This window comes from Salmonella sp. GDC200615 (assembly GCF_050574145.1).
GTDB classification, from domain to species: Bacteria; Pseudomonadota; Gammaproteobacteria; order Enterobacterales; family Enterobacteriaceae; genus Salmonella; species Salmonella enterica.
Genome location: NZ_CP192247.1, coordinates 3,272,228 through 3,298,309, shown reverse-complemented (window position 1 = coordinate 3,298,309; position 26,082 = coordinate 3,272,228). Strand labels below are relative to the sequence as shown.

22 protein-coding genes, 1 tRNA gene and 7 pseudogenes are annotated in these 26,082 nt (G+C 49.2%); 8 read left to right on the top strand and 22 right to left on the bottom strand.

Translation table 11 applies throughout. From position 1 onward, the window contains the following. Window positions 1-27: 27 nt before the first annotated feature. The 4 genes from fimZ to fimW form a co-directional block, all read right to left on the bottom strand. Window positions 28-660 carry a fimbria biosynthesis transcriptional regulator FimZ gene (fimZ, locus tag ACQ29O_RS15955; RefSeq protein WP_000801273.1) on the bottom strand — a complete coding sequence of 211 codons (633 nt, stop codon included), beginning with the start codon at window positions 658-660 and terminating at the stop codon, window positions 28-30. Window positions 661-1,263: 603 nt separating this feature from the next. Then, window positions 1,264-1,986, bottom strand: coding sequence for a fimbria biosynthesis regulator FimY (gene fimY, locus ACQ29O_RS15950; RefSeq protein WP_001258111.1), 723 nt, complete (start codon window positions 1,984-1,986; stop codon window positions 1,264-1,266). An 18-nt stretch (window positions 1,987-2,004) separates the two neighbouring features. Beyond that, entirely contained in the window at window positions 2,005-2,316 is a 312-nt protein-coding gene (locus ACQ29O_RS15945; protein ID WP_000226499.1) for a hypothetical protein, read from the bottom strand. A gap of 161 nt (window positions 2,317-2,477) precedes the next feature. After that, window positions 2,478-3,074: a fimbria biosynthesis transcriptional regulator FimW gene (gene fimW / locus ACQ29O_RS15940; protein WP_000944160.1), complete on the bottom strand. Its 597-nt coding sequence runs from the start codon at window positions 3,072-3,074 to the stop codon at window positions 2,478-2,480. 254 nt (window positions 3,075-3,328) lie between these two features. Here fimW and ACQ29O_RS15935 point away from each other — a divergent pair. Continuing rightward, window positions 3,329-3,405 (top strand) — tRNA-Arg (locus ACQ29O_RS15935). Between the two features lie 26 nt (window positions 3,406-3,431). Here ACQ29O_RS15935 and ACQ29O_RS15930 read toward each other — a convergent pair. The 8 genes and pseudogenes from ACQ29O_RS15930 to ACQ29O_RS15895 all read right to left on the bottom strand — a co-directional run. Further along, window positions 3,432-3,530: pseudogene (locus tag ACQ29O_RS15930) on the bottom strand (hypothetical protein); the annotation flags it as partial. Next, window positions 3,499-3,877: pseudogene (locus tag ACQ29O_RS15925) on the bottom strand (IS3 family transposase); the annotation flags it as partial. The pseudogenes ACQ29O_RS15930 and ACQ29O_RS15925, both read right to left, overlap by 32 nt. 32 nt (window positions 3,878-3,909) lie before the next feature. Beyond that, a pseudogene (locus tag ACQ29O_RS15920) lies at window positions 3,910-4,166 on the bottom strand (transposase); the annotation flags it as partial. A 386-nt stretch (window positions 4,167-4,552) separates the two neighbouring features. After that, window positions 4,553-6,205: a putative glucosyltransferase GtrC1 gene (gene gtrC1, locus ACQ29O_RS15915; protein ID WP_001575778.1), complete on the bottom strand. Its 1,653-nt coding sequence runs from the start codon at window positions 6,203-6,205 to the stop codon at window positions 4,553-4,555. Beyond that, a complete protein-coding gene (locus ACQ29O_RS15910; RefSeq protein ID WP_000703619.1) occupies window positions 6,186-7,112 on the bottom strand; it encodes a glycosyltransferase family 2 protein in 927 nt (308 codons plus the stop codon). Before ACQ29O_RS15910 ends, gtrC1 begins: the two co-directional genes overlap by 20 nt. Next, window positions 7,109-7,471 carry a GtrA family protein gene (locus ACQ29O_RS15905; protein WP_000915523.1) on the bottom strand — a complete coding sequence of 121 codons (363 nt, stop codon included), beginning with the start codon at window positions 7,469-7,471 and terminating at the stop codon, window positions 7,109-7,111. Before ACQ29O_RS15905 ends, ACQ29O_RS15910 begins: the two co-directional genes overlap by 4 nt. Window positions 7,472-7,893: 422 nt before the next feature. Then, window positions 7,894-8,103 carry a copper-binding protein gene (locus ACQ29O_RS15900; protein ID WP_108745541.1) on the bottom strand — a complete coding sequence of 70 codons (210 nt, stop codon included), beginning with the start codon at window positions 8,101-8,103 and terminating at the stop codon, window positions 7,894-7,896. 235 nt (window positions 8,104-8,338) lie between these two features. Then, window positions 8,339-8,713, bottom strand: a pseudogene (locus ACQ29O_RS15895) (ATP-binding protein); the annotation flags it as partial. Between the two features lie 3 nt (window positions 8,714-8,716). On the opposite strand from ACQ29O_RS15895, the pseudogene ACQ29O_RS15890 reads away from it, so the two are divergent. Then, window positions 8,717-8,956: pseudogene (locus ACQ29O_RS15890) on the top strand (efflux RND transporter permease subunit); the annotation flags it as partial. A 50-nt stretch (window positions 8,957-9,006) separates the two neighbouring features. On the opposite strand, the gene rclR reads toward ACQ29O_RS15890, so the two are convergent. Further along, the gene (rclR, locus tag ACQ29O_RS15885) at window positions 9,007-9,861 is read right to left on the bottom strand and encodes a reactive chlorine-specific transcriptional regulator RclR (RefSeq protein WP_000339617.1); all 855 of its coding nucleotides are present in this window, start codon (window positions 9,859-9,861) and stop codon (window positions 9,007-9,009) included. A gap of 215 nt (window positions 9,862-10,076) precedes the next feature. Between rclR and rclA the strand changes: the two are divergent. From rclA to rclC, 3 genes and pseudogenes are all read left to right on the top strand, one after another. Beyond that, a pseudogene (gene rclA / locus ACQ29O_RS15880) lies at window positions 10,077-11,416 on the top strand (reactive chlorine resistance oxidoreductase RclA). A gap of 156 nt (window positions 11,417-11,572) precedes the next feature. Continuing rightward, window positions 11,573-11,809, top strand: coding sequence for a reactive chlorine resistance periplasmic protein RclB (gene rclB, locus ACQ29O_RS15875; RefSeq protein ID WP_000922173.1), 237 nt, complete (start codon window positions 11,573-11,575; stop codon window positions 11,807-11,809). A 12-nt stretch (window positions 11,810-11,821) separates the two neighbouring features. Next, window positions 11,822-12,382 carry a reactive chlorine resistance membrane protein RclC gene (gene rclC / locus ACQ29O_RS15870; RefSeq protein ID WP_000362181.1) on the top strand — a complete coding sequence of 187 codons (561 nt, stop codon included), beginning with the start codon at window positions 11,822-11,824 and terminating at the stop codon, window positions 12,380-12,382. A 78-nt stretch (window positions 12,383-12,460) separates the two neighbouring features. Here rclC and ACQ29O_RS15865 read toward each other — a convergent pair whose 3' ends face one another. Then, window positions 12,461-13,636, bottom strand: coding sequence for a DnaJ family molecular chaperone (locus ACQ29O_RS15865; RefSeq protein WP_001033453.1), 1,176 nt, complete (start codon window positions 13,634-13,636; stop codon window positions 12,461-12,463). Window positions 13,637-13,961: 325 nt separating this feature from the next. On the opposite strand from ACQ29O_RS15865, the gene pheP reads away from it, so the two are divergent. Continuing rightward, window positions 13,962-15,356, top strand: coding sequence for a phenylalanine transporter (gene pheP, locus ACQ29O_RS15860; RefSeq protein ID WP_000786295.1), 1,395 nt, complete (start codon window positions 13,962-13,964; stop codon window positions 15,354-15,356). A gap of 41 nt (window positions 15,357-15,397) precedes the next feature. On the opposite strand, the gene ACQ29O_RS15855 is transcribed toward pheP, so the two are convergent. Then, window positions 15,398-16,645 carry a mechanosensitive ion channel family protein gene (locus ACQ29O_RS15855; RefSeq protein ID WP_001156971.1) on the bottom strand — a complete coding sequence of 416 codons (1,248 nt, stop codon included), beginning with the start codon at window positions 16,643-16,645 and terminating at the stop codon, window positions 15,398-15,400. Window positions 16,646-16,955: 310 nt separating this feature from the next. Here ACQ29O_RS15855 and ACQ29O_RS15850 point away from each other — a divergent pair, with 310 nt between their 5' ends. After that, complete coding sequence (locus ACQ29O_RS15850; RefSeq protein ID WP_253336120.1) at window positions 16,956-18,926, top strand: autotransporter outer membrane beta-barrel domain-containing protein; 1,971 nt, start codon at window positions 16,956-16,958, stop codon at window positions 18,924-18,926. A 266-nt stretch (window positions 18,927-19,192) separates the two neighbouring features. Here ACQ29O_RS15850 and nfsB read toward each other — a convergent pair whose 3' ends face one another. The 3 genes from nfsB to ACQ29O_RS15835 all read right to left on the bottom strand — a co-directional run bounded on the left by nfsB (window position 19,193) and on the right by ACQ29O_RS15835 (window position 20,892). Next, window positions 19,193-19,846, bottom strand: a complete 654-nt coding sequence (nfsB, locus tag ACQ29O_RS15845; RefSeq protein ID WP_000355886.1) for an oxygen-insensitive NAD(P)H nitroreductase — start codon at window positions 19,844-19,846, stop codon at window positions 19,193-19,195. Between the two features lie 96 nt (window positions 19,847-19,942). Next, window positions 19,943-20,311 (bottom strand): MmcQ/YjbR family DNA-binding protein, encoded by a 369-nt coding sequence (locus tag ACQ29O_RS15840; protein ID WP_000348989.1) that lies wholly within the window; start codon window positions 20,309-20,311, stop codon window positions 19,943-19,945. Next, window positions 20,311-20,892, bottom strand: a complete 582-nt coding sequence (locus tag ACQ29O_RS15835; RefSeq protein ID WP_000113613.1) for a TetR/AcrR family transcriptional regulator — start codon at window positions 20,890-20,892, stop codon at window positions 20,311-20,313. Before ACQ29O_RS15835 ends, ACQ29O_RS15840 begins: the two co-directional genes overlap by 1 nt. Before the next feature lie 288 nt (window positions 20,893-21,180). Here ACQ29O_RS15835 and ACQ29O_RS15830 point away from each other — a divergent pair, with 288 nt between their 5' ends. Further along, window positions 21,181-21,522: a RamA family antibiotic efflux transcriptional regulator gene (locus tag ACQ29O_RS15830; RefSeq protein WP_000155633.1), complete on the top strand. Its 342-nt coding sequence runs from the start codon at window positions 21,181-21,183 to the stop codon at window positions 21,520-21,522. Window positions 21,523-21,527: 5 nt separating this feature from the next. Here the strand turns inward: ACQ29O_RS15830 and ACQ29O_RS15825 are convergent, their stop codons facing one another. The 4 genes and pseudogenes from ACQ29O_RS15825 to ACQ29O_RS15810 all read right to left on the bottom strand — a co-directional run bounded on the left by ACQ29O_RS15825 (window position 21,528) and on the right by ACQ29O_RS15810 (window position 25,979). Further along, window positions 21,528-21,776, bottom strand: a complete 249-nt coding sequence (locus ACQ29O_RS15825; protein WP_000682497.1) for a DUF1158 family protein — start codon at window positions 21,774-21,776, stop codon at window positions 21,528-21,530. A gap of 66 nt (window positions 21,777-21,842) precedes the next feature. Beyond that, a pseudogene (locus ACQ29O_RS15820) lies at window positions 21,843-22,962 on the bottom strand (YbdK family carboxylate-amine ligase). A gap of 11 nt (window positions 22,963-22,973) precedes the next feature. After that, window positions 22,974-23,678, bottom strand: a complete 705-nt coding sequence (gene entD, locus ACQ29O_RS15815; protein WP_000958063.1) for an enterobactin synthase subunit EntD — start codon at window positions 23,676-23,678, stop codon at window positions 22,974-22,976. Window positions 23,679-23,723: 45 nt separating this feature from the next. Next, a complete protein-coding gene (locus ACQ29O_RS15810) occupies window positions 23,724-25,979 on the bottom strand; it encodes a TonB-dependent siderophore receptor (protein ID WP_045161179.1) in 2,256 nt (751 codons plus the stop codon). Window positions 25,980-26,082 lie beyond the last annotated feature (103 nt).

Sequence of the window (26,082 nt, the reverse complement as noted above, 5' to 3'; positions counted from 1 at the left end):
CCGAACGATAATTCGCCGGGAGTACATTTACAATAATTCGTGTGATTTGGCGTAATCGATAAGCTCAACGATAGAGTGAAGGCCAAGTTTAGAAAATATATTGGCCTTATGCGCGCTGATAGTCTTGTTACTCAATAAAAGTTGCTCGGCAATTTCTTTGTTAGACATTCCATTGGCCAGATAGCGCAGCACGGTAACTTCGCGGTTAGATAGTGGCATATCATGGTGCCCGCCTTTGGGGGTACGGGTATTACTGATGAAATTAAGCGTCTCAGATGGGAAAAAAGAATAGCCGGATAAAATCATTTTTACCGCATTATAAATATCATTGAGGTCTTTGCGTTTACTTACAAATCCGTTTGCGCCCGCTCTTATTGCTCTTCCGGCATAAAAAGCCTCTGATTTCGACGATAAAAAAAGTATCCGGGTATGTTCCTGGATAGATTTGATTCGTTTAAGTAAGGTAAAGCCGTCGGTGCCCGGTAATTCAATATCCAGAATGACAAGGTCAACAGGATAAGTGCGCAGATACTCTATCGCTGTTCGGCTATCATCCGTTTTCAGGACAACCTGAATATTGCTATTTTTACCGAGTAAAACTTCGATCGACATTCTTACAATAGGGTGTTCGTCCATAATGATAACAGATGCAGGTTTCATTGTTGTATGCCTCAGACTGTTATGCGTCCTTCGTTTTAGAATAAGCGTCAGACACCTTAAAGATTGTGAAATAGCCAGATCTACACACCACACAGTGGAGCAATAATAAAGAATGAGACCTCCCTGTTGACTGGCTATTTTGCGTAAGAGTAATAAATATGTGGAATATCCATTTCGCACCAACAAAAAAGAAATTTCTGATTAAGTAAAAACAATATGGATTATACCTGGTCTGATTTCTCGGAAAAGTCTTGCGAAATGCGAATTATGGATAGCGGGTAGGATGTTCTGTGGCGTTATAGAAAATTTGTTCGTGGTGGAGCTATTTTCTTTAGAGTTGACATTGAGTAGTTTAAACTGTTGTTTTTAAGTATAAAAATAATATGAAAGACTAATTGTTTAGTATTTGTTATGTAATAACAGAAAGATGTTGACGCTGGAGACCTCAAAAAACGAGGAGGGACAGGGGGCGATGTAAGAAAAAAATTTTTATCGCTTACCAGGACGAGTTGTAAATATTAATTTTATGTGAAATATTTACATTTAATGGAAGTGAAAATAAGTAATTTCTTAAAAAATCTTATTCACCAAAACGTTAGTTCGTTAAAAAATGTCGTGGAAAGTAACGTTTAACTGCTGGATCAGCCGAAGAAAGCTTTGTCTGTGGGGAAGGTTAAGGAGGGTGATAAGTTGTTTAAGCCGGTAAACTACACGATGATAAGGTACGCTTTGCTGACGTGCTATTTCTTTTAAAGAGGCACCTTGCGCTAAAGTTTCAATCATCAACCAGTCAGTACGGCTAAAGCTTTCCGATAAGCGAGGTTTGGCGGCTGATAACAAGGCTTCGCGTACAGAGGCCAGATTTTGTCGTCGCGACAGAACAAAAAAACGCCCAGCCATACGGATAAACTGTGTTATAGCGGGGGTTTTATCTGATACCAGCAGGTAAATCTGGATATCGCTTTGTTGCCAACTGAGCGCGCGTAGCTGGTTAAGCGCCTCAATACAGGAGACAGGTAGCTCCTCCATATCTACAATCAGTTGTCTGAGCGACCCCTTTTCAATCCACAAAGAAATGTCATCTAATGAGCGGAATGCAGCGGTACGTTTTCCGGAAAATAAGTAGTGACTCAATGAATAGCCGAGGTAGTTATCAGTTGTAATTATTGCCTGGGAAATGATACCAACCGGCAAGGCATAATTAAGCTGTTGGTCCAGTAACTCAAGGCGATCAAATATCTGCGGCGTTGGAGAGTGATAACGGCAGGCGCAGTCTTTGGCATTTCTTAAACGGCGGTGTCTTTCCCTGCGTGGTACGCTGCGCATCCTGCTTTTTCCATTGCTCTAATATATATCTGGTAATATGGCTGGCCATAAATAACCTTGTCCCATCGTTGCACCAGCGTAAAAAGCAATGCTTCGTTGCTCTGATGTTTCAATGCCTTCCATCAGCATTAACTGCTGAAAAAAAACTTCGCTATCATGTTTTGACGGAAGTTGCGTCAGGACCTCATAGCCGATTAATTGCGCAGTTGAGAGATTAACGATTGGCTCAGATTTTAACAATCCGCTGTTGAGATATGAATGGCGTGTTGGCGAAGACGCCAGGTGTGGGGGATTTATCCTTTCCTTTAATAAAGTACCCTGTGCCACCAAACACTCCTCCAGGCATTTATGATGCAGCCATATATTTTTGACCCCTGAATCTATCAGGATATTATGGGCATCATTGTGGCAGCGTTAAAAAAATGCCTGTAGGTATCGTTACTTAATTATTGGTGAGATATTTCGTAAGCCTTGTAAAAAGTTAAGTGAGTTTACTTACTGAGTAAGAAATGAAGGTTAACTCTAATATACTTTAAAAACTGCTGCTCCGTTTTAACATGTAATTTGCGCATAATGCTCCGGCGGAGTGACTTTGTCTGCTCTTCAGAAAGTGAAAGTAAAGCACCCGTTTCGCTTAAATGATAACCGCTGGCGATCAGTTTTAACAGGTGACGTTCTGTTACTGAAAAATGACGAGTCGTGCAGTAGTGGCAAATGCCAGAAGGGACGCTATGTCGAAGCGCTCGCTTATGTAAGATCAATATCATTTTCCGGGTAATTTCTTCAACATCATCTTTCCGATAAATATGCGGCAGCATATACAGACATGGTCTGAACATGAGCTTTTCTTTATCGCATTTATTACAAATAATCACCCGTAGCTGATGTTGGGTATGCATAGGTATCTGGTAACAGCCTGCGCTGAACCAATCATCATCCAGGGCCAGGAAAGCGATATCGGCATTATCTATCTCTTCTGGCGGCAGAAAGTCAATTTTCTGCTGCCATTGATTCGCCAGACGCGTCATGATGATTTTCAAACCATGCTCAAAGTGACTGTTTTGTTCCTTAATAGCGATACGCAGCATAAAAAATATCCTACACGGCAGGTGAATCATGGTGAAATATTAAAGAAACTGATTGATTTTCTAAATACTGGCGGCCTTAATTCCCACTTTATGCGTGCTGAGATGTGTCCAGGCGATTTCCTGGAACCTGGCATTGCGCCAGAAAAGACGATATTCGTACACTTAGTCAGCAACCAGAACAAAAGCCATTGACTCAGGAGTGCCTGACCGTATAATTCTCGCGTTTCGTCTACACGAAGTCTTCACTTCACAAGGCGCCCTTAGCTCAGTTGGATAGAGCAACGGCCTTCTAAGCCGTGGGTCGCAGGTTCGAATCCTGCAGGGCGCGCCACTTATATATCAACTGGTTACGCCTCTTTAATTCTCATATGGGACATCATCACCAAAAATGTCGTCTATTTTCCTCGCGTGTTCCGTTAAATGATTAGGCGCAAGGTGAGCATATCTGTGAATCACCACGGATAACCTGGACACTTCTGAGTCGTTGATGATATAGGTTTTCATATTCAGCCGGTGGCATCTGCTCGCTCGAACCATGCCGGCGTCTACTGTTATAAAACATTTCTATGTAATCAAAAATATCGCTTCTGGCTTCGTCTCTCGTTCCGTAGATCTTTTCCTTTATCCGTTCACGCTTCAGTAGCTGGAAAAAGCTTTCTGCAACCGCATTGTCATGACAGTTGCCACGACGGCTCATTCTGCTCTCCAGTCCGTGCGATTTCAGGATCGACTGCCATTCATAGCGGGTGATTACGTCGCCACACGGCCATCAGAAGCGCATTCAGGACTCTATCTTTTGTCATTCATGGTTGCAGTGACCAATTGAATCTATTGCGGCTTTTTTTAATATGTCCCGTTCGTCAGTAACCCGCTTCAACTCTTTCGGGAGTCGGCGGATTTCGGTCTGATCATCTGACTGCTCTTTATTTCTTTATTGGTGGAGGAGTTCGACCCGTACTTCTTTATCCTGGCGTAAAGACTGTGGGTAGTAATATCGAGATGTGTTGCGACGCTGGAAACAGAATGGCCACGCTCAACAACCTGTCTTACCGCTTCAATTTTAAACTCTTCGGGATAACGTTTACCGCTCATAGGCACCTCTCTTTAAGTCATCTTAAATGGCTCTGAGGTGTCTGTTAAATCCGTGGCGATTCACATTGACCGCAGATTGTCAGGTTCCTTTACCCGGTAGTGAAACCAGTAGGGGGCAGTTTATCCGCACTAAAAGACGGTGTTCCTGCATCTGTGGTGGAGTTGAACCGGATGGGCTTTGGGCACATGCGTATCCTTGCGTGTATTGGTCAGTTGCCGGAGTCTGGATTAATGCACTATGGCTCCGTTGGGTTCTTTTTTGGGACTGATGGTGCATTGCGACTTCTTGCTAAGAAACCTGATGGGGCATTTGTGACATACGATATGTAGGAATCCCCGCCGCCCGTTACCCATTGGTGGCGGGGAACATTAATTATACATGAATGTTATTTAATTATTTCCGTAATATTCTCATTTGTCCTCGCCCCTGTTCTAACGTCCCATGTCCCAGATGTAATTGATTCTAATTCATTTGAATCTATGTCGTTAATCGCCCGCCCGGAAAGCCATCTTCCGTCTATTTGGAATGTCTTCTTGTCGACATCTGCATTTATAATTTTTCCATCCTTTGTTTTAAAGCTAATGAACATCGCTGTCTTCTCATCAAGAGAATCAGCAGGATTCTTATTAAACTCAAATATTACAAAGGTTTTAATGTCCATTTGCTGTTTATATATCCATAATGATTTTATATAAACGTTGTTACATATTTTTGCGTTAATATTAAGAGGCTTGAAATTAAAGGCTCGTGAATAGTCGAAAAATCCTGGAGCAGTTATTTTCAAATCAATCCCGTAGTATCTAGACATTGCTTCACTGTTAAACGTATCAAGACTTGGGCCTGCATGCAGTACCGGTGGAAAGTAATAATCAGGAATTATCGCTTGATCTTGTTTGTTATGTTTCGCCCTGTCTATTATTTCTTCCCTAATCTCCGTTTGTTTGCTTATTGATTTAATTGATGAGTAATAGAGGATGTATGATGGAATGAAATATAAAAAAGCCATTGCATATGTAGTAACAGATAAATAAATGGAAGCCTTGTTAAATTTCGTAAATGCAGAATGAGCAACAAAGGAAATCGAAAGAATCATAAAGCAGAGTGCTCCATTGAGAGCCCTGCTGGGCATTGCAGGAGATGCAAGGAACGCAACATTTGCAGCAATTGCACCCAGTATGAATAAAAAGCTTCCAAACATAAGTTTGCTGCTACTATTCCTTGATAACACTACAGAGATTAGTAGTATTATAAATGCAATATAGACCTGCCAATATGCCCCCATTGCTGATGGCAGCCTTTCTGAAAAGTGCTCAAGAACCCTCCATGCAAGTGGTTGATTGTACCAGTCTTGTATTGTAGACGCACGGGATAGGTTTCCCGGAGCCAGCAGGAGAACCCCCGCGCCTATTGCAGATCCGAATACGCCAATCAGTAAATATTTATTTCTATTCATTATAAAGAAATATGCTACAGAAATTAATACAACTACAAGAGATGTATTTTCATTTGAGCAACCTGCAAATATCGATGATATGGCATATACAAAGAGTATTAAATTGGATTTTTTACCATTGCTTAAATATATAGAAATTAGTATATAAATGGCAATGAACATGTTGGTCCATAAGTAATTTGCTGACCCAACAAGCCAGAAGTTAGTTTGACCGAGGGCTGGATTTGCAATGAAGTATAAGAAAAATAAGAAAATCATCACATATGGGGACGGTGACGACTTTGTTAATGTAGCTGGGATCATTGTCCAGCACAACACCATTAATGTTAGCGCTGCTGAGTTTATTGCATTGTAAATATGCGGGGAGAAAAACTTTAATAGAGATGTGCTGATCGTATCTGACACAACCCTTCCGCTCCATCCCAAATAGTGCATTTTTACGCTAGAAAGCGAAAGCTCTCTTAGGGCATAAGTATAGTCATCAGAGTTCATTGGTGTGATAAATCCTATTGAATACACCAACGAGAAAACTATAAGGATAGCAATTACCATTTTTAATCTATTGTTAACCATTTTTCTTCTCATTCTTAATTATGTACTTAGGTCTTTTTTTGGTTTCTATGTAAATTCTACCAATATATTCTCCAAGAATACCTATTCCTATCAATTGAACGCCACCCAGGAAAAGTACAGAAACAAGAAGTGACGGGTAGCCAGGAACATTATTTCCAAATATTAATTTATCAATAATCATCCATGCACCGTAAAGGAATGACATACCTGCAATAAACAATCCAATATAAGTCCATATGCGGAGCGGAAATGTTGAGAAAGAAGTTATTCCTTCCAGCGCCAGATTCCATAATTTCCAGCCATTGAATTTTGAATCGCCGGCAACACGTTCAGCGCGGGCGTATTCAACTATATCAGTCTTGCCGCCCACCCATGACAGAACGCCTTTCATAAACAGATTACGTTCTGGCATCTGTTTAATATTTTCGACAACCTCACGACTCATTAACCGAAAGTCGCCAACGTTCTCTTCAATTTTCGGATTGCTGATTTTATTATGCAGCTTATAAAACCATTCAGCTGTCTTACGCTTCATGCGCCCGTCAGTTGAGCGGTCTGAGCGCTTAGCCAGCACCATATCCGCGCCAGCCTGCCACTTCTCAATGAGATGGGGGATAACTTCTATCGGATCCTGTAAATCGACATCAATAGGAATGACCGTATCCCCGGTTGCATGGTCGAGACCCGCGAAAAGAGCAGGTTCTTTACCGAAGTTTCGCGTAAACGAAAGCGGAATAACGAGCGGATCAGATGCAGCTATTTTGTTAATTATTGATTCAGTCGCATCTTTGCTTCCGTCGTTGATGAAAACAATCTCAACTTCATACGGTTTTAGCTCTTCAAACTCGCGAACCGTTTTATAGAAAATAGGTATCGTGGCTTCTTCATTGAAGACCGGAACGACTAACGAGATTTTCATTTCGCATCCCTAAAGACAATGAACTTTGAATAAATGAATCCGCATATCAGGCTGATAGCTGAAAAGGTGACAAGAGTAAGGAGTGGCGGCAGGGAACATTTGTCAGCCATCCAGCCAACAACGGCGCTCAGTGTTCCCATAAATCCCACGTACATCATGTAGCGAAGCGTGGTGGTGCTGGCGTTAAAGGTGAAGCGCGCATTGGCATAGAAGCTGAACGATACGGCGATAACAAAACCGGAAAAGTTCGCCAACGCCTGATGCGTATGCATCCCATACACACAAAAAGCAAATACGCCCCAATGAATAAGCGTGTTAAGAACACCGATCGATGTGTACTTAGCGAATAACTTCAACATTATGAAAATCAGCGGATTCGGAAAGGTCTGGAGTGTAGCACTACAAATTGCTTTGATCGATATAAACGATCAATAATGTGGTATTCAATAGCTTAAAGTTATTGTTATCTTATTAATTGATCGTTGTTACCGATCAATTGGGGCTACTGATTGCTAAGTAGTTTGGGACAAAAACGGGACACACAAAGCTTTGCATCGGCTTGCAAGTCTTTGCATGTTTTTCGAGGATGGGGCGAGTGAGCGCCGTAGTAATGGAATAACTTGTTGTTAGCTCAGGTAGTTCCAGGAACATCTAAGCCGTGGGTCGCAGGTTCGAATCCTGCAGGGCGCGCCATTTAACCTCTCAAAATTATGTTAATCCGTAAGCTTCTGCGGCGGCGACGTTGCGCCATCCGCAGTACGTGACGCTAATATGCAAATAACTAATTGCGTTTAATCTGTTTATGGTGCTCCTCAGCCTGGATCTCGTGGGAGAAAGAATGGGCATTATTCATCGATTGATGGATGACCATTGCTTTTTCATAGCCGTCCATTTCAGAAAAGGATGTCGCATTTTCCACAGTAGCCGGGGCGCTGGTTTTCTGTGTCTGAGCCATTTGCTGATGCGCGAAGGCGTCACCGTTATTCATCATCTCATGCGCCGTGGCGGATAATTGGCGAGATTCCATTTTCTCTGCGGCTTTTACGCCAGCTGAAATAAAAAAACGACAGCTAAAAGGGATGTAAACTTATTCATCTTATTTCTCCGGTGTGGGTTAATAAGAGAAATAATAAAACAGTCGTTGGGGCTGGCGCGTGACAGGATAATGACGATTATATCAGATTATTTTGCTGGCTAGTGATAGCGCCTTTCACTATCGCTACAGTTCAACGGAGGTATTTGGGTAATGTCAAAATAAAACGAGTAGCGCGCGTATCGGAGGTGACAGAAACTTTTCCCTGATGCGCAGTGACGATGGATTTTACAATTGCCAGGCCTATACCGCGGCCTTCCCCTTTACGCTGGCGGGAGGGAGTAACGTGATAAAAACGATCGAAAAGGCGCGGCAAATGTTCCGGCGCGATTGGCGTACCGGGGTTTTCAACAATAATATGTATCTGGTCGTCCGCTTCTTTTATCCGAAGAGTAATGGTTTTACCCGGCGGCGTATAGCGCATCGTATTAGAGAGTAAATTACTGATCGCTCTGCGTAGCATGATGGGATCGCCGGTGATTCAGCAGGCGCGGCCTTCAAAGCGCAAGCTCCCAACACCTTTTCGGCAGAAAAACTCGATGAGGCGCTTTACCACGGGGCGGTGCTCCGGGTGCGGCCAAAAGCCATGACGGTAGCGGTGATTATCGCCGGTCTGCTACCTGTTTTATGGGGGACCGGCGCGGGTTCTGAGGTGATGAGCCGTATTACCGCGCCGTTGCTGTCGCTGTTCATCATTCCGGCAGCCTACAAGCTGATGTGGCTGCGCAGGCATCGTCGCCTTGCGGCATAACGTGTGTCGCCCGCCTGCGGCGTCAAACTGTAGGCGGGTTCAGTATACGTTTATCGTCCGAGCGCGCTGACCCGTTTGCGGTACTCGCCTGGTGTACAACCGAATTCACGGACAAAAGCTTTGTGAAAAGAAGATTCGCTCGCATAACCTACCGACTCGGCAATCACCATCACCGGCAGCGCTTCACGCGACAGGGTCTGGGCGGCGATTTGCAGGCGCAGCGTTGTTAACACGGCTAAGGGCGTCGTAGCGGACACGTCGCGAAATAGCTGGGCGAAGCTCGCCCGCGACATGTGTACCCGTTGCGCCAGCGTTTCGACCGTCCAGGGATGCGCCGGTGTTTCCAGCATGTGAAGGATCACGCGGCCCAGCCGGGGATGCAGCAATAAATTGAGCACACTTTTCGCGGTGCCGGCCTGCGATAGCCAGTCGCGAACGGCGAGGGTAAACAGCGTGGCGCACTGCTGACTGTATAAGACGTCAGCGCCAGGTAAATGGCGTTCTGACTCCTGCTGTAACAGCAAAATGGCGGCGTTAAGCCAGATACTGGCGGGGCTATGCAGCGGCGGGGCAAGACATAACACTTCCGGCAACGCGGTAAGGAAATAACGTGACGTCGTGTGCAGACGTAGACTACCGCACACGATATGTGTCGGTGCTTCGCCAGACTGGCGCAAACGGTGGGCGGAGTTTTGCGGCAGAATCACCACCTTTCCCGGCGTAAGCGTCATGGCGTCGCCGGTAGGCATTTCCAGTTGCGCTTCGCCCTGCGTAACGGTATGCCAGCGAATCACCGATAGCTCGCCAGCGGCGTGCGGTAACTGCCAGTCGCCGCCTAACGGGCAATTCTTGTCGATTGAGCCCTGAGGGGCGTTAAGCGTCAATAGCCGACTAAGCGCATCCATATAGACTCCAGAACAGATTTATTTTCAAAAATAGGGATCACCATTTCTGTCTTTGATCACTATATTTCGGACTCAATGTCATTTCTACCCTTGTTTTTGCTAACCGCCAATTTAGACGATAAGACAAAAAATGACGCGTTGCGGATAACCCTGTCTTTTTTGACGTTATTTATACTTGTCCTGACAAACAGATGGTGATTTGGCGGAGAAAGAAGATGACACAGTATCAGGCGCTCATTATTGGTTTTGGCAAGGCAGGAAAAACGTTGGCGGCAACTCTGGCGAAGACGGGATGGCGCGTGGCGATTATCGAACAGTCCGCCAGTATGTTCGGCGGAACCTGCATCAACATTGGCTGCATTCCAACGAAAACGCTGGTTCATGACGCGGAACGTGAGGGCGATTTTTCTGTCGCCATGCAACGCAAAGCGGCGGTCGTAAATTTTTTACGCGACAAAAATTTTCATAATCTTGCCGACCTGGACAATGTCGATGTGATTGAGGGAAGGGCGGAGTTTATTGATAACCATACCTTACGGGTATTTCAGGCGGACGGCGAGCGGGTGTTACGGGGAGAAAAGATCTTCATTAATACTGGCGCAGAGTCGGTGATCCCGGCTATTACGGGCTTAACAACGACGGCAGGGGTGTTCGATAGCACCGGGCTACTCAGCCTGAGCCAGCGTCCGGCGCGGCTGGGGATTTTAGGCGGCGGTTATATTGGCCTTGAATTTGCCTCAATGTTCGCCAACTTCGGTACGAAGGTCACTATCTTTGAAGCAGCGCCGCAATTCCTGCCTCGTGAAGATCAGGATATCGCGCAGGCAATTACCCACATTTTACAGGAAAAGGGCGTCGAGCTGATTTTAAACGCCAACGTACAGGCCGTATCCTCAAAGGAGGGCGTGGTACAAGTTGAAACGCCGGAAGGCGCGCATCTTGTGGATGCCCTGCTGGTGGCGTCGGGGCGAAAACCGGCGACGGCTGGCTTACAGTTGCAGAACGCCGGCGTGGCGGTGAACGAACGCGGCGGGATCATCGTGGATGATTACCTGCGTACCACGGCGGACAATATCTGGGCGATGGGCGATGGGCGATGGGCGATGTTACCGGAGGGTTGCAGTTTACCTATATTTCACTGGATGATTTTCGTATTGTACGCGACGGGTTATTGGGAGATGGCAAACGCAGTACCCGCGATCGCCAGAACGTCCCGTATTCCGTCTTTATGACGCCGCCGCTCTCTCGTGTCGGGCTGACGGAAGAACAAGCGCGGGCAAGCGGCGCAACGGTGCAGGTGGTGACATTACCGGTGGCGGCGATCCCTCGCGCCCGTGTTATGAACGATACCCGTGGCGTACTAAAAGCGGTAGTGGACGTGAATACGCAGCGTATTGTAGGGGTGTCATTGTTATGCGTCGATTCTCATGAAATGATTAATATCGTTAAAACCGTTATGGATGCAGATTTACCTTATACGGTGTTACGCGACCAGATATTTACCCATCCTACAATGAGTGAGTCTTTAAACGATCTCTTCTCTCTCATTAAGTAAAATATAAATAATGTAGCCCTGTTAATCAGGGCTTTTTTTTGCCTGTCAGACCATAAAAATACGCCAGGACAAATATGCTGGCGTCTGAAAGAAAAGGCTTTAGTCAGGCGTAACGTATTATAACACCATTAAAATAACCCACGACTGGAAATCTCGATGTTAAAAGTTACCACACTTATTGCTTCATTATTGGCTGCGCCGCTGGCGTTTTCCGTCTCCGCCCAGCCGCTAACTGACGTTGAATATATCAGCGTTTCTGCGGTGTCAGCAACGCCGTCAATGCTTGAAGACGCTATTGCCAGACTGGCGCAAAGTAAACAGGCGTCGTCATGGAAAATTACGTCAATGCGTATTGATAATACGGGTTACGCCACTGCGATATTATATAAATAAGGAGAGCCTGAGATGGATAAATATCTTCGTCTGTTAAGTCAGGGGGATCGGCTTGGATTAACATTAATTCGCCTGAGTATCGCCATCGTTTTTATCTGGATTGGACTACTAAAATTTGTGCCCTATGAGGCAGACAGTATTACCCCGTTTGTGGCGAACAGCCCGTTTATGTCTTTTTTCTATGAACATCCTGAAGAATATCGTCAGCATCTGACGCATGAGGGCGAACTAAAACCGGAGGAACGCGCCTGGCAAACGGCCAATAATACGTATGCGTTTTCGGATGGTCTGGGCGTGGTGGAATTGATTATCGCGGTGCTGGTACTGGCTAACCCTGTCAGCCGCTGGTTAGGGCTGGCGGGCGGCGTGCTGGCATTCCTGACGCCATTTGTCACGCTGTCGTTTTTAATCACCACGCCGGAGGCCTGGGTTATGCCGCTGGGCGATGCGCATTATGGTTTCCCGTATTTATCGGGCGCTGGGCGGCTGGTATTAAAAGATACGTTAATGCTGGCAGGGGCGGTGATGATCATGGCGGACTCCGCCCGTTCGTTACTTTTACAGCGACAGTAGCGACCCTCTTACCCTCTTTATGCCGCGATTCGTCGGGTGGCGCTTGCGCCATCCGACAATGTGTTGATGAATGATGGACTACCCTGACAGAAGTTCCTGTTCCACCTGTTGAACCTGCGCCTCCAGCGTATTGCGAATTTCGGTTAGCGCCCGTTCCTGCTCGGAGAAATAGGCTTCCTTATCCGCAACGGAAGAGGCGAGCCGCCAGGCGTTTTCCGTTTCCAGCTGCGTTATCTCTTTCAACAGCGCGTCGATTTGCGTGCGGAGCTGGCGTATTTTATGGCGCAGATGTTCCAGGTTATTGAGCCTGTCGCTTGCCATCATCGGTTCCAGACCGCTTTGCAGCTGCGTCAATAACGCGCGAATTGCCGCCAGATCGGCATTCTGCCGCGCCTGATTAAGTTGTACCATCATCTGGTGCGCTTTTTCTTTTAATTCATCGGCGACCACATCCGGGTGACACAGGCGGCTGGCCTGACGCCACAAACGTTTTAATTCATTGCGTTCGTCAGCCGACAAACGTTGATCGCGAGCGTAGCGGAATTGCGCTTCCTGCTGCTGCTCCCGGTACTGGTGATAGTCCTGTTCCGCATTTTCCTGCGCCTGGCGGAATGCGCTGTCGTCCTGATGGGAAAAATCCGCTTCCAGCTCGCGAATTTCCGCCAGCAACGCGGTAATTAATTCCGTCTGCTGCTGGATTCGCTGACGGATGCCCACCGCTTCGCGCGAGGCGGCATTCAATCCTGTCCACTGCTGTTTTAGCGTTGCCAGTTGATCCACGGCCTGGGAAATAAATTGCAGGCAGGATTGATAATCCTTTTCCCGGCGTTTTATTTCGGCTTCTTGCTTACGCTGCATACTCACCGCGAGCTGTTTACGCAACTCCAGAATACGGCTCATCAACGGCCCGAGACGCAGATGATAGAGGTCGTTGAAATCGTCGAGGATTTGTACCCGCGCATTTCGTTTGTCAATCAGATCGCGAAGTTGGGCTTCAAGCGCTTTCAGCTCCAGTTTACTGGCGGCAATAGAGGGATCTTGCCACGTCGAGAGCGCCCGTTGAGCCTGTAGCCAGGCGGCGATCTCTTGCATGGCGTCACTGAATCGACGAGCTTCAATCGCCTGGGCAATCGCGCTGATTACGGCATCCTGCGGCTCATTTTTCAGGTAGATGAGCTGCTGACGGATAATCTCTTCGTCCTCAAGTTCGATGGCGCTTTTGATGATCTCTAAACGTTTGATGATCTTATTCATGACGTTGATGCCTGGCGTGGCTCAAAAACGGATAACAGATACCAGGTCTGATTCACCTTTTTGAAAATACTGAAAAAATACTAAATGTATTCTGTAGGGTGTCGTACTTTTCGTCCAGAGTTATTCACATATTTTATACTCGGCGTCTGTCACCCGTAACGTTCTATATCGGCGCGCACTCTTTTCTTTTTACTCCCCGCGACATCTTTTTTTACACGATAACGTTAACGTCCGGAGTTGAGCCTTGACAAACGATTGCGCCTTGCGGTAGCGAGAGCGAAATGTTAAAAGGTGCCCCTCAATAAAAACGATACAGGGGTAGGACGTGAAAAACGCGTCAACTGCATCCGGCGCCAGCGTGTCGGATGCCGCGTCGAAGAATGAACCGACGCTTCAGCGGGGGTTGCAAAACCGCCATATTCAGCTAATTGCGCTGGGCGGCGCCATTGGCACCGGACTGTTTCTGGGCATCGGCCCGGCGATTCAAATGGAGGGGCCGGCTGTTTTGTTGGGCTATGGCGTTGCCGGGATTATCGCTTTTCTCATTATGCGCCAGTTGGGTGAAATGGTCGTGGAAGAGCCGGTTTCCGGATCGTTTGCCCACTTCGCCTGGAAATATTGGGGGCCGTTTGCGGGCTTTTTGTCGGGCTGGAACTATTGGGTCATGTTTGTGCTGGTCGGGATGGCGGAGTTGACCGCGGCGGGCATCTATATGCAGTACTGGCTGCCTGACGTACCAACATGGGTATGGGCGGCGGCGTTTTTTATTATCATTAATGCCGTGAATCTGGTGAACGTTCGTCTGTATGGCGAAACGGAATTCTGGTTCGCGCTGATTAAAGTGCTGGCGATTATCGGCATGATAGGTTTTGGTCTGTGGCTGCTGTTCTCCGGCCACGGCGGCGAACATGCCAGCATTGATAACCTCTGGCGTTATAACGGTTTCTTCGCTACCGGTTGGCATGGTTTGCTTCTGTCGCTGGCGGTGATTATGTTTTCTTTTGGCGGACTGGAGCTGATCGGCATTACTGCGGCGGAAGCGCGCGATCCGCAAAAAAGCATCCCGAAAGCGGTGAATCAGGTGGTATACCGTATTTTGCTGTTCTACATCGGTTCGCTGGTGGTGTTGCTGGCGCTCTATCCGTGGGTAGAGGTGAAATCCAATAGCAGCCCTTTTGTGATGATCTTCCATAACCTGGACAGTAATGTGGTGGCTTCGGCGCTGAATTTCGTTATTCTGGTCGCGTCGCTTTCGGTATATAACAGCGGCGTTTATTCGAATAGCCGAATGCTGTTCGGCCTGTCCGTACAAGGCAACGCGCCGAAATTTTTAACCCGCGTCAGCCATCGCGGCGTACCGGTGAACTCGCTGATACTTTCCGGAGCGATTACCTCGCTGGTGGTGCTGATCAACTATCTGTTGCCGCAAAAAGCGTTTAGCCTGTTGATGGCGCTGGTTGTCGCGACGCTATTGCTAAACTGGATAATGATCTGTCTCGCGCATTTACGTTTTCGCGCGGCGATGCGTCGTAAAGGGCGCGAGACGCAATTTAAGGCGCTGTTCTATCCCGCCGGAAACTATTTGTGCATTGCGTTTCTGGCGCTGATTCTGGTGTTAATGTGTACGATGGACGATATGCGATTGTCGGCGATTTTGCTGCCGGTATGGATTGTATTCCTGTTTATCGCGTTTACAGTTTTGCGCCGTAAGGCTCATTAACTTTTTTGCCCGATCCCATGCTCATGCGATCGGGCAATCCATTAATGCCGCAATGTCCCTGACAGCGCACGAATATCGCTGCCGGTCGGCGTCTGATGAATACGCAAGCCGAACTCTTCCACCACGGCAAAAATATGGTCGAAAATATCGGCCTGGATGCTCTCATATTCCAGCCACACGACGGTATTGGTAAAGGCGTAGATCTCTATCGGCAAACCATGATCGTCAGGCGCCAGTTGGCGTACCATCAGCGTCATGTCTTTACGGATGCGCGGATGGTGGCGTAAATATTCGTTCAGATAGGCGCGAAATGTCCCGATATTGGTCATTCGGCGGTGATTTAAGGCTGATTCCGGCGCATCCAGTTGTTTATTCCATTCATCGATTTCCTGATGACGGCTGGTAAGGTACGGCTTTAACAGTTGCGCGGTTAATAGCCGCTGTTTTTCATCATCATCCAGAAAATGGATACTGGTCGCGTCAATATTAATGCTGCGTTTAATCCGGCGTCCGCCGGACGCAGACATGCCGCTCCAGTTTTTGAACGAGTCGGAAACCAGCGACCAGGTGGGAATGGTGGTGATGGTATTATCCCAGTTGCGTACTTTTACCGTGGTTAAACCAATATCAATGACCGCGCCATCTGCGCCATATTTTGGCATCTCCAGCCAGTCGCCCAGTTTGAGCATATCGTTGGCGGAAAGCTGTATACCAGCAACCAGGCCAAGAATCGGGTCTTTAAAGACCAGCATTAATACCGCGGCCATCGCGCCAAGCCCGCTGATTAAAATTGCTGGTGACTGGCCAATCAGCAGTGAGATCATCAGAATGCCGACGATAATTGCGCCGATGAGCTTAATGCCCTGAAATATTCCTTTTAGCGGTAACTGAGAGGCGGCGGGCCATTTTTGCGATAGATTGAAAATCACGTCCAGCAGAGAAAATAACGACAGCAGGGCGTAGGTCATAATCCATAACTGCGCGCAGGTCGTCAGGATATCCGCAGCCTCACTGCCTTTTTGTAGCCAGAGCGCGGCCTGAATATTGACAATGATGCCTTGTAGCGTAAAAGCCAGACGATGGAATAATTTATTCTGGGTAATAATTTGCAGCCACAGGCGGGAACTGGCGCTGGCGCGTTTTTCGAAAGCGCGCAGTACTATCCAGTGCAAAATAATATGCACGACAACTGCTGTCAGAAAAATAATACCAAATATCACCACCAGCGACGTGGTGTGATTCATTTCAATTCCCGCTAAATCTTCTACCTGGGATATCAATTCCTGCATAATCTCTCCTTTATAAACAGCAGCCTATGATGACTGCTGAATGGCATTTATGCAAATCAGGACGCCTGCGCTTCAGGCATAATCAGCAACAGACGGGTAAAAGCGCCTCTGGGGTTATCCATACGCTATATTTTATCCAGCGCCCTGTAAACGTCGTCATTTTACGCGGTTCCCTCTTTTTGAACAGGCGCCAGTCCGTCAACAATGAATGAAAACTTTTTAACCAGAATGTTTAAAACGATTGCAATATCTCTGTCGGATAATGATTAGCACCGTCGTATCTATCAACAATAACATTAAGGAACATCGGATGACCCAAAAGCGTACCCTGCTAAAATACGGCATACTCTCGCTGGCGCTGGCCGCGCCATTATCTGCCTGTGCGTTTGACTCTCTTACGGTAATTGGCGATAGCCTTAGCGATACCGGAAATAACGGTCGCTGGACCTGGGATAGTGGTCAAAATAAGCTCTACGACGAACAGTTGGCCGAACTATATGGGCTGGCATTAAGCCCTTCCAGCAATGGCGGTTCTAATTATGCCGCCGGCGGCGCGACGGCGACCCCGGAATTAAACCCGCAGGATAATACCGCAGATCAGGTACGGCAGTGGCTTGCCAAAACGGGGGAAAAAGCCGACCACAACGGTTTGTATATTCACTGGGTCGGCGGAAACGATCTGGCGGCGGCCATCGCGCGACCTGCCATGGCACAGCAAATAGCCGGTAATAGCGCCACTAGCGCGGCGGCGCAGGTAGGGCTGTTACTGGATGCCGGCGCCGGGCTGGTCGTGGTGCCAAACGTACCGGATATTAGTGCGACGCCAATGCTTCTGGAGGCGGTAATCACCGCCGGGCTGGGCGCAGCGGCTCCCCCGGCGCTAAAAGCGGCGTTAGAGGCGCTGGCGGAGGGAGCTACGCCCGATTTCGCCAGTCGGCAACAGGCGATCCGCAAGGCGTTGCTGGCGGCGGCTGCAACGGTAAGCAGCAATCCGTTTATTCAGCAACTGCTCGTTGAGCAACTGCTGGCGGGCTATGAAGCGGCGGCAGGGCAGGCGTCAGCTCTGACCGATGATTATAATCGGATGGAAGAGAAGGGGCTGGAGCAACACGGCGGCAATATAGCCCGTGCCGATATCAACGGCCTCTTTAAGGAAATTCTTGCCCACCCGCAGGCGTTTGGTCTGACAAATACCGTAGGTATGGCCTGCCCGCCGGGCGTATCCGCTTCGGCGTGCTCCTCGGCAATGCCTGGATTTAATGCGTCGCAGGACTATCTGTTTGCCGATCATTTACATCCCGGTCCGCAGGTCCATACCATTATTGCGCAATATATCCAGTCGATCATTGCCGCGCCGGTACAGGCGACATATCTGAACCAAAGCGTTCAGTCGATGGCGCAAGGTAGTCGTACCACGCTTGACAGCCGTTATCAGCAGCTTCGCCAGGGGGAAAACCCTGTCGGTTCGCTGGGCATGTTCGGCGGATACAGCGGGGGATATCAACATTATGATAATAATGAGGCCGACGGGAACGGTAATCATAATAATCTGACGGTTGGCGTCGATTATCAGCTTAACGAGCAGGTACTGCTGGGAGGGCTGATAGCTGGTTCTCTGGATAAGCAACATCCTGACGATAATTATCGTTATGACGCCCGTGGTTTTCAGGCCACCGTATTCAGCCATTTGCGCGCCGGTCAGGCGTGGCTGGATGGCGATTTACACTATCTGTCCGCTAAATTCAGTAACATTCAGCGCAGTATCACGCTCGGTGCGCTAAGACGGGTGGAAGAGGGCGAAACCAACGGTCGGCTGTGGGGCGCGAGGTTAACCAGTGGTTATGATTTTGTCATGATGCCGTGGTTAACGACCGGACCGATGCTGCAATATGCATGGGATTACAGCCACGTTAATGGCTATAGCGAGAGGCTCAATACCAGTACATCAATGCGTTTTGGCGACCAAAACGCCCATTCGCAGGTGGGTAGCGCTGGCTGGCGTCTGGATCTCCGCCACAGCATCATTCACTCCTGGGCGCAGATTAATTATCGCCGTCAGTTTGGCGATGATACGTATGTGGCGAATGGCGGCCTTAAATCGACCGCGCTGACGTTTAGCCGCGACGGAAAAGCGCAGGATAAAAACTGGGTTGATATCGCGATTGGCGCAGATTTTCCGCTGTCGGCAACGGTGTCCGCTTTCGCCGGGCTGGCGCAAACGGCAGGGTTAAGCGATGGCAATCAAACCCGTTATAACGTTGGGTTTAGCGCCCGATTTTGATGATACGCCAGGGAGGGCCAACTCCGTGGTGACAATATCGCCATCGTAGGCGCAAACCGGTGTCACGCCGTTTTCTCCTTCATCCAGATGGGGGGTATCCAGATATGGCAAACGGCGTGCCAGTTTTAAATATTATTTATTTTCAATAGTTTGAAAGAGAAAGTTAACACTGGCGATGTAAAACCTGGCACTTCGCGCCATTGATCATTGGGGAACCTGGCAGAAAGGTGAAAAAAGCCGGACGGGCGTCCGGCTTAGGCAGGGGATTAAACTTCCGTCAGTGTGGTTTCAAGCGGCAGACGTGATTTCGGCAGCCCGGCGTTGAAATCCTCGACGCTATGATGGCCGACCGGCACCACGACCAGACTGGTATAGCCTTTTTCTTTCAGACCAAATTCAGCGTCGAGCACCTCGGCGTCGAAACCTTCAATGGGGACGGCGTCGAGACCCATCGCGGCGACGCCCAGCAGAAAGTTGCCGACGTTCAGATAAACCTGCTTCGCCATCCACTGGTGGTCATCTTTCAGCGAGACGCGGTGCATATCGGCGAAAAAGCGGCGACCTTTATCATTTGCCGCTTTAGCTTCCGGCGTAGCGAAACGGCCATCAGCATCTTCCTGATCGACGACGCGCTCAAGCCATGCGTTATCCATTGCGGTTTTGGCGCAGAAGACCACCACATGGGAGGCGTCCAGCATTTTGCGTTCGTTGAACGTGTAGTTTCCGGCAGCGGATTTTGCTACGCGCGCTTTGCCTTCTTCCGTACTGGCGACAATAAAGTGCCACGGCTGGGAATTGGTGCTGGAGGGGCTGTACTGTAGTAGTGTTTTTATTTTATCCGCTTCTTCGGCGGTCAGTTTTTTGCTGGGATCGAACGCCTTAGTGGAGTAGCGCTGTAAGGCGACAGAAACGATATCCATAAATGCTCCTGGTTGGTTTAGTACCCTTTTGTATCAGCAGGGTACCGGGTTATCGGTAAAAAGATAAGGGAGGAAAATGCGGAAACGGTTATTGCATCAGCGCGGTCGCAGGCGCAGTTGCTCTCTTTTAGGCAGCCCGTCTACGACCAGATTCCATGAGTCATTTATCAAATCGTTGAGTAGCGAGACGGTAATATCCTCGCCCGCATAGACTGAAATCCAGTGTTTCTTATTCATGTGATAGCCTGGCGCAATGCTGGGGTAAATTTGTTGATTTACCAGGGATTTTTGGGGATCCGACTTCAGGTTTACCACTGGGCGACAGTGATGTTCAGTGAACAGCATGAATATTTTGCCGCCGACTTTAAACACATCGTACTGTGGGCCGAAAGGCCAGCAGTGTTCGGTAAAAGGCAGTTCCAGCGCAAAGCGTTTTGCACAGGCGTGCAGTGTTTGACCGTCCATTATTGCTCCTCGCGAGTCAGCGCGCGCCACATCGCTTCGAATCCCAGCGCAATATATTCGCCAGCGCGAGCGGGATCGCGCGCGGCGAAATCCATTGTTGTTTCAGCCAGCGCCAGAAAAAGGCCGTCGCCGAAGGCGCGGTACTCATCCGACATAAACACCATCAAAACGGAACGATGACATAAATCGCGCAATTCGGGGAACATATCGTCGGCCCGTTGTTCCGTCTCTTTGGTGAGCTTTTCGCTGACGGCCAGTTGACGGATCGCCCGGTGGCGCGCGGGATGGTTCAGACCCCAACTGATGTAACTGTTCCAGATAAAGCGGGTCATCGTTTTGGCATCGGTAATGGATCGATCCAGCTCCATTATCATTGACTGGCAGAGATCCTGCTTTAAATGCAAATACAACGTGTTAATCAGCTCATCTTTGGTCGCGAAATAGCGAAACAATGTTCCTTCTGCAACACCTGCGTTACGCGCAATCACCGCCGTTGAGGCGGCGATACCGGATTGCGCTATCGCCTGGGTTGCCGCTTCCAGTAATGCTTGTTTTTTGTCTTCACTCTTCGGACGAGCCACTACACGTTACCCTTATGTCTGGAAAAACATGATTGAATCATGCCCGTTGTCGCGTCGCAACGGTGAATGTCAACCTTTGAAAAGTACCTTGACGGCGTATCTTTGCTTTCTATAATGAGTGCTTACTCACTCATAATCAAGGGCTGCCGCATGAAGTGGTAGAAAAGCCTATTGCAGGCCATGCGATAAGCTATCTCACAATTTGTGTGGTTATTACTATGCTTATTGCTGTTGCCGTAAATGTGCGGTGCGGGAGCCGCTGACGAGTTTGATAGAGGGGAGAGCACGATGACCATTTCCGCTCAGGTTATCGACACGATTGTCGAGTGGATTGATGATAATTTGAATCAGCCGTTACGTATTGATGATATTGCCCGTCATGCGGGGTATTCCAAGTGGCACCTGCAGCGCCTTTTTATGCAGTACAAAGGGGAGAGTCTGGGGCGCTACGTGCGTGAACGGAAGCTAAAACTGGCGGCGCGCGACCTGCGCGACACCGACCAGAAGGTGTATGATATTTGTCTCAAGTATGGTTTTGATTCGCAGCAAACCTTTACGCGCATTTTTACCCGCACGTTCAACCTGCCGCCAGGCGCTTATCGTAAAGAAAAGCATGGTCGTACGCATTGAAATGTTTAATCGGCCAGCGAAAACCAGCGCCGCCAGATAAAGCGAATGACATAATATTCCAGCGCGCCGAGCAACAGAAACCATAAACAAAACAACAAAGTATAAAGCTGGTTGAGATCCATAAGATGAAAGATCCCGACCAGTTTTTGCGCCAGCGCAAGGCCGAGCGAAGGGGCGGGCAGCAGCAGGCTGGAGAGCAACGCCATCAGCAAAATACCGGCAGCGGTCATCAATGATTCAAGCGGGTGTTTCATGGCTTTGTTAAACGTAAGTTAAAACGCCATTGTCCGGGATATCGCCTGGTAAGGCAAATATGCTGTCTATTGTCCCGCCCAGATTTCACAATGTTTTTGTACCAGACCTATCAGCGATCCGCCGTCGGCAATAAACTCCCGCATATATTGCGCTTCGTTACCGCCTTTTTTCACCTGCAGACGTAGCGCGTCAATGGCGCTGTCGGCGCCCAGCTTGCGCGCAGAGGGGGTAACGTTGTCCAGCAGACGCAGCGTATCATCTGCCAGGCGACGGCGGTCGCCGGTATAGGCATCGGTTATCACGCCCTCCAGACCATAGCGGCAAGCCTGAAAACGGTTGAATTTATATAACAGATAGTCTTGTTCCTGCGGTTTAAAGGGACGCTCGGTCAGCAGCCAGTGCGCGGTCGCCTGAATCAACCCTGCCATATTGATGGCACGATCAAGGGTGAGCGGCGTATCCATCACCCGAACTTCTACCGTGCCAAAGGCCGGGTTGGGGCGGATATCCCAGTGCAAATCTTTGATGCTGTCGATCATCGTGGTGTAAGACAGACGGCGAAATAGTCCGGCAAACTCTTGCCAGTTACTGACCCACGGCATGGGACCGTTATCGGGAAAAGCGGAAAAAATATTCAGGCGCGCGCAGGCAAAACGGGTGTCAGATCCTTGCATATAGGGAGACGCGGCGGAGAGCGCAATAAAGTGCGGCACAAAATGCGACAGCCCGTGTAAAAGATAAATCGCATCGTCGCCATTCGCGCAGCCGACGTGGACATGCTGGCCGAAAACCGTCGCCTGTTGAATTAAGTAGCCGAAATTTTCCAGCGTGCGTTGATAGCGCTCATTATCACAGACCTCCTGACGCTGCCATTTTTGAAAAGGGTGCGTACCGCCGCCGCAAATGCCGAGATGGTGTTCCGACGCCGCCTGTAAAATAACGTGCTGCATGGCAGAAAGTTGGGCCGCCGCCTGGTCAATATCGCGGCAGACGCCCGTGGCCATCTCCAGCATACTTTCGGTGATATCGTGCTTAATTTCTCCCGCAGTAAGTTGGGGCTTAACGGCGTCGATCAGCGTAGAAGAGTCCTGACTTAAATCGTAGCTAGGTGGATTGATCACCTGCATCTCCAGCTCAATACCAAGCGTATTAAGGTTCAGAAACGTGAAAATCATTCAGCGCCATAGCGATCTCATTTATCGGGGGATTGCGCTAAGTATAGAAGCGGGAGCGCTCCTGTCGTGGGGAAAGCGCGTTATTGCAGAAACAAGAGTAATAACGCTATTGCTACGTTGAAACCATTCTGTACGGACGGTACGTTCAGCCATCATGGCGGCAAAGGCTGGCAGCAGATGTAACGAGATGTGCGTGGCGGTAAGCGAGGTAACTTTTGCGCTATCGAATCCCGGGAGCGTGACGCGGTCTGAAAAGGCTTTATAAACGCTCTCTTTGGCGGAGAAAGCCAGCGTCAGGGCAAGCGGAAAAGGGAGCGAGCTCGCCTGGAGAATTTGGCGCTCATCGCTATCAATAATGGACGGCGCCAGCTCTGTCGCCGTGTGTTGACTCATGATTTTTTCTATATCAATGCCGATACGCTGTTGGGATATGACGGCCAGCGCCGTTGTCGCACAGTGGCTGATGCTGCCAAATAGGCCGTCCGGCCATAGCGGCTGTCGCTTGTCGCCCATACCGGGCACTGTCCTGACGCCCACCTCGCGTAGCGCATGAACGGCGGCAATGCGGCCTGCCAGATGTTCAGCTTTACGCTTGCGTCCGGCAGACCGGAGCCGATCGTGATGAGGTAGCCATAGCAGGTCGTGTTCGCGAAAGCTGCTCGCATCAAAGTCGACGATATGCAGCCTGTGTCCGGCAAAGGGAAGGGGAAAATGAGATGTCAGCATCGTTTTTGCCAATTCCCTCCCCGAATGAGGGAGGGAAGGTTGCCATCAGAAATGGGTATTAATGCTCATATACCACGTACGTCCTGGTTCGTTATAGGTGTACGCGCCAGCGCCCGCCATATAAGCGCCAGTTTGAGTATCCCTGACGGTTTGCGCGTTACCTTCACGCCACAGACGTTTGTCAAAGAGGCTATCCACGCCACCGGTCAGGCTGACATTTTTGGTCACGTCCCAGGTCGCGCTCAGGCCAACAATACTGTATGGGCTGACCGCTTGCTTATCTGTTCCGGTAACGGGGTTACCCTGATAATCATATTTCTTCGGCTCTTGTTTGCCGTACCAGGTGAAGGTTGATTGCAGAGAAACGTCCTGACGTACCTGCCAGCTCAGGGTTGAGTTAAGCGTGTACTGTGGAATAATCGACAGGCGTTCGCCGGTCTCTTTGTTTTTACTCTGCAGCATATACGTAACGTTATTCGTCCAGTTGACGGTGTCGCTAACCGGTACGTTTAACGTGCCTTCCAGACCTTCAACGACCGCTTTCGGCACGTTCTCCCACTGATAAACATCCGTTTTGCCGTTGTTGATACGCTGCAACGGCACCGTACCCGCTTCAATCTTATTGCGGTAATCATTGCGGAACCAGGTGATGCCGGCCAGCCAGCCATCGCGTTTAAATTCCAGACCGATCTCTTTATTGATGCTGGTTTCGGCTTTCAGATCATCGTTACCCATCATATAGCAGCCGATGCCGGTACCCGCGCCAGTCGCGTAGCAACCCTGACCTTTACTGTACAAAATATAGTTTGGGTTAGTCTGGTACAGACTCGGGGCTTTATAAGCGCGGGCGATCCCCATTTTCAGAGTAAAGTCATCCCCCAGACCTTGCGACAGGTTCAGCGACGGGCTCCAGTTATCCCCCACAATACTGTGATGATCGAAACGTAGCCCCGGCGTCAGCATAGTGCTGTCGGTCAGTTCCATGTTGTTTTCAGCAAACAGAGAGAAAATTTCCGCTTTTGAATAGGGGCTACGATTGGTACTGCTGTAACCCGGGATATTTCCCCCCATAAAGGTTTGCGAGTTGGAGAGCTCGTCTTTCATACGCTGTTGGGCCCATTCGGTACCCAGCGTCAGGTTTTGATTTACCAGCAGATCGAAAGGAAGGCTCACTTCGCTGTGTAGGGTGACGTCATTCAAATCGGCATCGGCATATTTTTGCGATGCTTTGGGATCGAAAATTCCTTCGGTGCCGCCTGCCAGGCCTTCCGGCATCCGGGAGTTACGGGTATGTTCGTATTGCACCCAGTTACTGGTGGTTACGCCATTATTCCAGCCGCCGTTCCAGGTCAGAGAGTAGTTCTGCCGATAGAGGCGGTTTGTCTCTTTTCCGTAATTATCTTTCACCAGTTGGTTCGTATTGGTGTTCTGAGTATCGCCGGCATAGAGGTTGCCCTGGCGACTGTAACCGGCCTCCAGCTCCAGAGACTGAAGCGGAGCAAAATCCCAACGAACCACGCCGTTGATATCTTTGTTAATGACCCCCTCGCGTCCGGCTGGTAACGTGTCGGCGTAACTCCCGGTACGTTCAGACTGATTCCCCTGGTTAATATTACGCGCATCCGCCTGCGTTTTGTCGAGGTTGCCATACAGACGGAAGCTGAAATCCCCGCCCAGCGGGCCGTTCAGGCTAAAGTTAGTGCGTTTGGTCGCGCCTTCGTCTTTATGTTCCGGCGCGTTGAAATAGGTATTCCAGGAGCCGTGCCACTCGCTACCGCCTTTTTTGGTAATGATATTGACCACGCCACCCGCCGCGCCGTTACCGTAGCGTGCAGCGGCAGGGCCACGCAGCACTTCAATGCGTTCGATCATCTCCGGCGGCACCCACGCGGTATCGCCACGGGTATCGCGTTCGCCGCGCCAGCCCAGGCGCACCGAGTTACGGCTGGTGACGGGTTTACCGTCCATCAGGATAAGGGTGTTTTCCGGCCCCATGCCGCGAATATCGATTTGGCGGTTATTCCCGCGCTGACCGCTGGTGGAGTTGCCGGTCAGGTTCACGCCCGGCATGGTGCGGATGATTTCTGACACGTCGCGCGCGGGCGGATTTTTGCGGATCTCATCGGCGGTGATGGTGGATACGCCTGGCGCCTGTAGGTTTTGCTGGGCAGCGGTCACCACGATGGTGTCTTCATTGGTGAGCGCAGCGCTATCGGTTTTGTCTTCCGCCATCACGGGCAGAGCGGCCCCGTAAATCCCTAAATTGACCAGTAAGGTCAGGGAATGAATCTTCTTGTTCATTGTATATCCTGCTTTTCTTTAGCCACATAAGCCAAAGCGCCCGTCAAAGGCATTGGCCGGGTGGTGAAATTGTGTTCGCGCGTCCCATAGCGCGACAATACGC

Excerpts from the sequence above, each read along its gene's own strand:
- fimZ (WP_000801273.1), bottom strand. The coding sequence starts at position 660 with ATGAAACCTGCATCTGTTATCATTATGGACGAACACCCTATTGTAAGA.
- fimY (WP_001258111.1), bottom strand. The coding sequence starts at position 1,986 with ATGCGCAGCGTACCACGCAGGGAAAGACACCGCCGTTTAAGAAATGCC.
- fimW (WP_000944160.1), bottom strand. The coding sequence starts at position 3,074 with ATGCTGCGTATCGCTATTAAGGAACAAAACAGTCACTTTGAGCATGGT.
- gtrC1 (WP_001575778.1), bottom strand. The coding sequence starts at position 6,205 with ATGAGAAGAAAAATGGTTAACAATAGATTAAAAATGGTAATTGCTATC.
- ACQ29O_RS15910 (WP_000703619.1), bottom strand. The coding sequence starts at position 7,112 with ATGAAAATCTCGTTAGTCGTTCCGGTCTTCAATGAAGAAGCCACGATA.
- ACQ29O_RS15905 (WP_000915523.1), bottom strand. The coding sequence starts at position 7,471 with ATGTTGAAGTTATTCGCTAAGTACACATCGATCGGTGTTCTTAACACG.
- ACQ29O_RS15900 (WP_108745541.1), bottom strand. The coding sequence starts at position 8,103 with ATGATGAATAACGGTGACGCCTTCGCGCATCAGCAAATGGCTCAGACA.
- rclR (WP_000339617.1), bottom strand. The coding sequence starts at position 9,861 with ATGGATGCGCTTAGTCGGCTATTGACGCTTAACGCCCCTCAGGGCTCA.
- rclB (WP_000922173.1), top strand. The coding sequence starts at position 11,573 with ATGTTAAAAGTTACCACACTTATTGCTTCATTATTGGCTGCGCCGCTG.
- rclC (WP_000362181.1), top strand. The coding sequence starts at position 11,822 with ATGGATAAATATCTTCGTCTGTTAAGTCAGGGGGATCGGCTTGGATTA.
- ACQ29O_RS15865 (WP_001033453.1), bottom strand. The coding sequence starts at position 13,636 with ATGAATAAGATCATCAAACGTTTAGAGATCATCAAAAGCGCCATCGAA.
- ACQ29O_RS15855 (WP_001156971.1), bottom strand. The coding sequence starts at position 16,645 with ATGCAGGAATTGATATCCCAGGTAGAAGATTTAGCGGGAATTGAAATG.
- ACQ29O_RS15850 (WP_253336120.1), top strand. The coding sequence starts at position 16,956 with ATGACCCAAAAGCGTACCCTGCTAAAATACGGCATACTCTCGCTGGCG.
- nfsB (WP_000355886.1), bottom strand. The coding sequence starts at position 19,846 with ATGGATATCGTTTCTGTCGCCTTACAGCGCTACTCCACTAAGGCGTTC.
- ACQ29O_RS15840 (WP_000348989.1), bottom strand. The coding sequence starts at position 20,311 with ATGGACGGTCAAACACTGCACGCCTGTGCAAAACGCTTTGCGCTGGAA.
- ACQ29O_RS15830 (WP_000155633.1), top strand. The coding sequence starts at position 21,181 with ATGACCATTTCCGCTCAGGTTATCGACACGATTGTCGAGTGGATTGAT.
- ACQ29O_RS15825 (WP_000682497.1), bottom strand. The coding sequence starts at position 21,776 with ATGAAACACCCGCTTGAATCATTGATGACCGCTGCCGGTATTTTGCTG.
- entD (WP_000958063.1), bottom strand. The coding sequence starts at position 23,678 with ATGCTGACATCTCATTTTCCCCTTCCCTTTGCCGGACACAGGCTGCAT.
- ACQ29O_RS15810 (WP_045161179.1), bottom strand. The coding sequence starts at position 25,979 with ATGAACAAGAAGATTCATTCCCTGACCTTACTGGTCAATTTAGGGATT.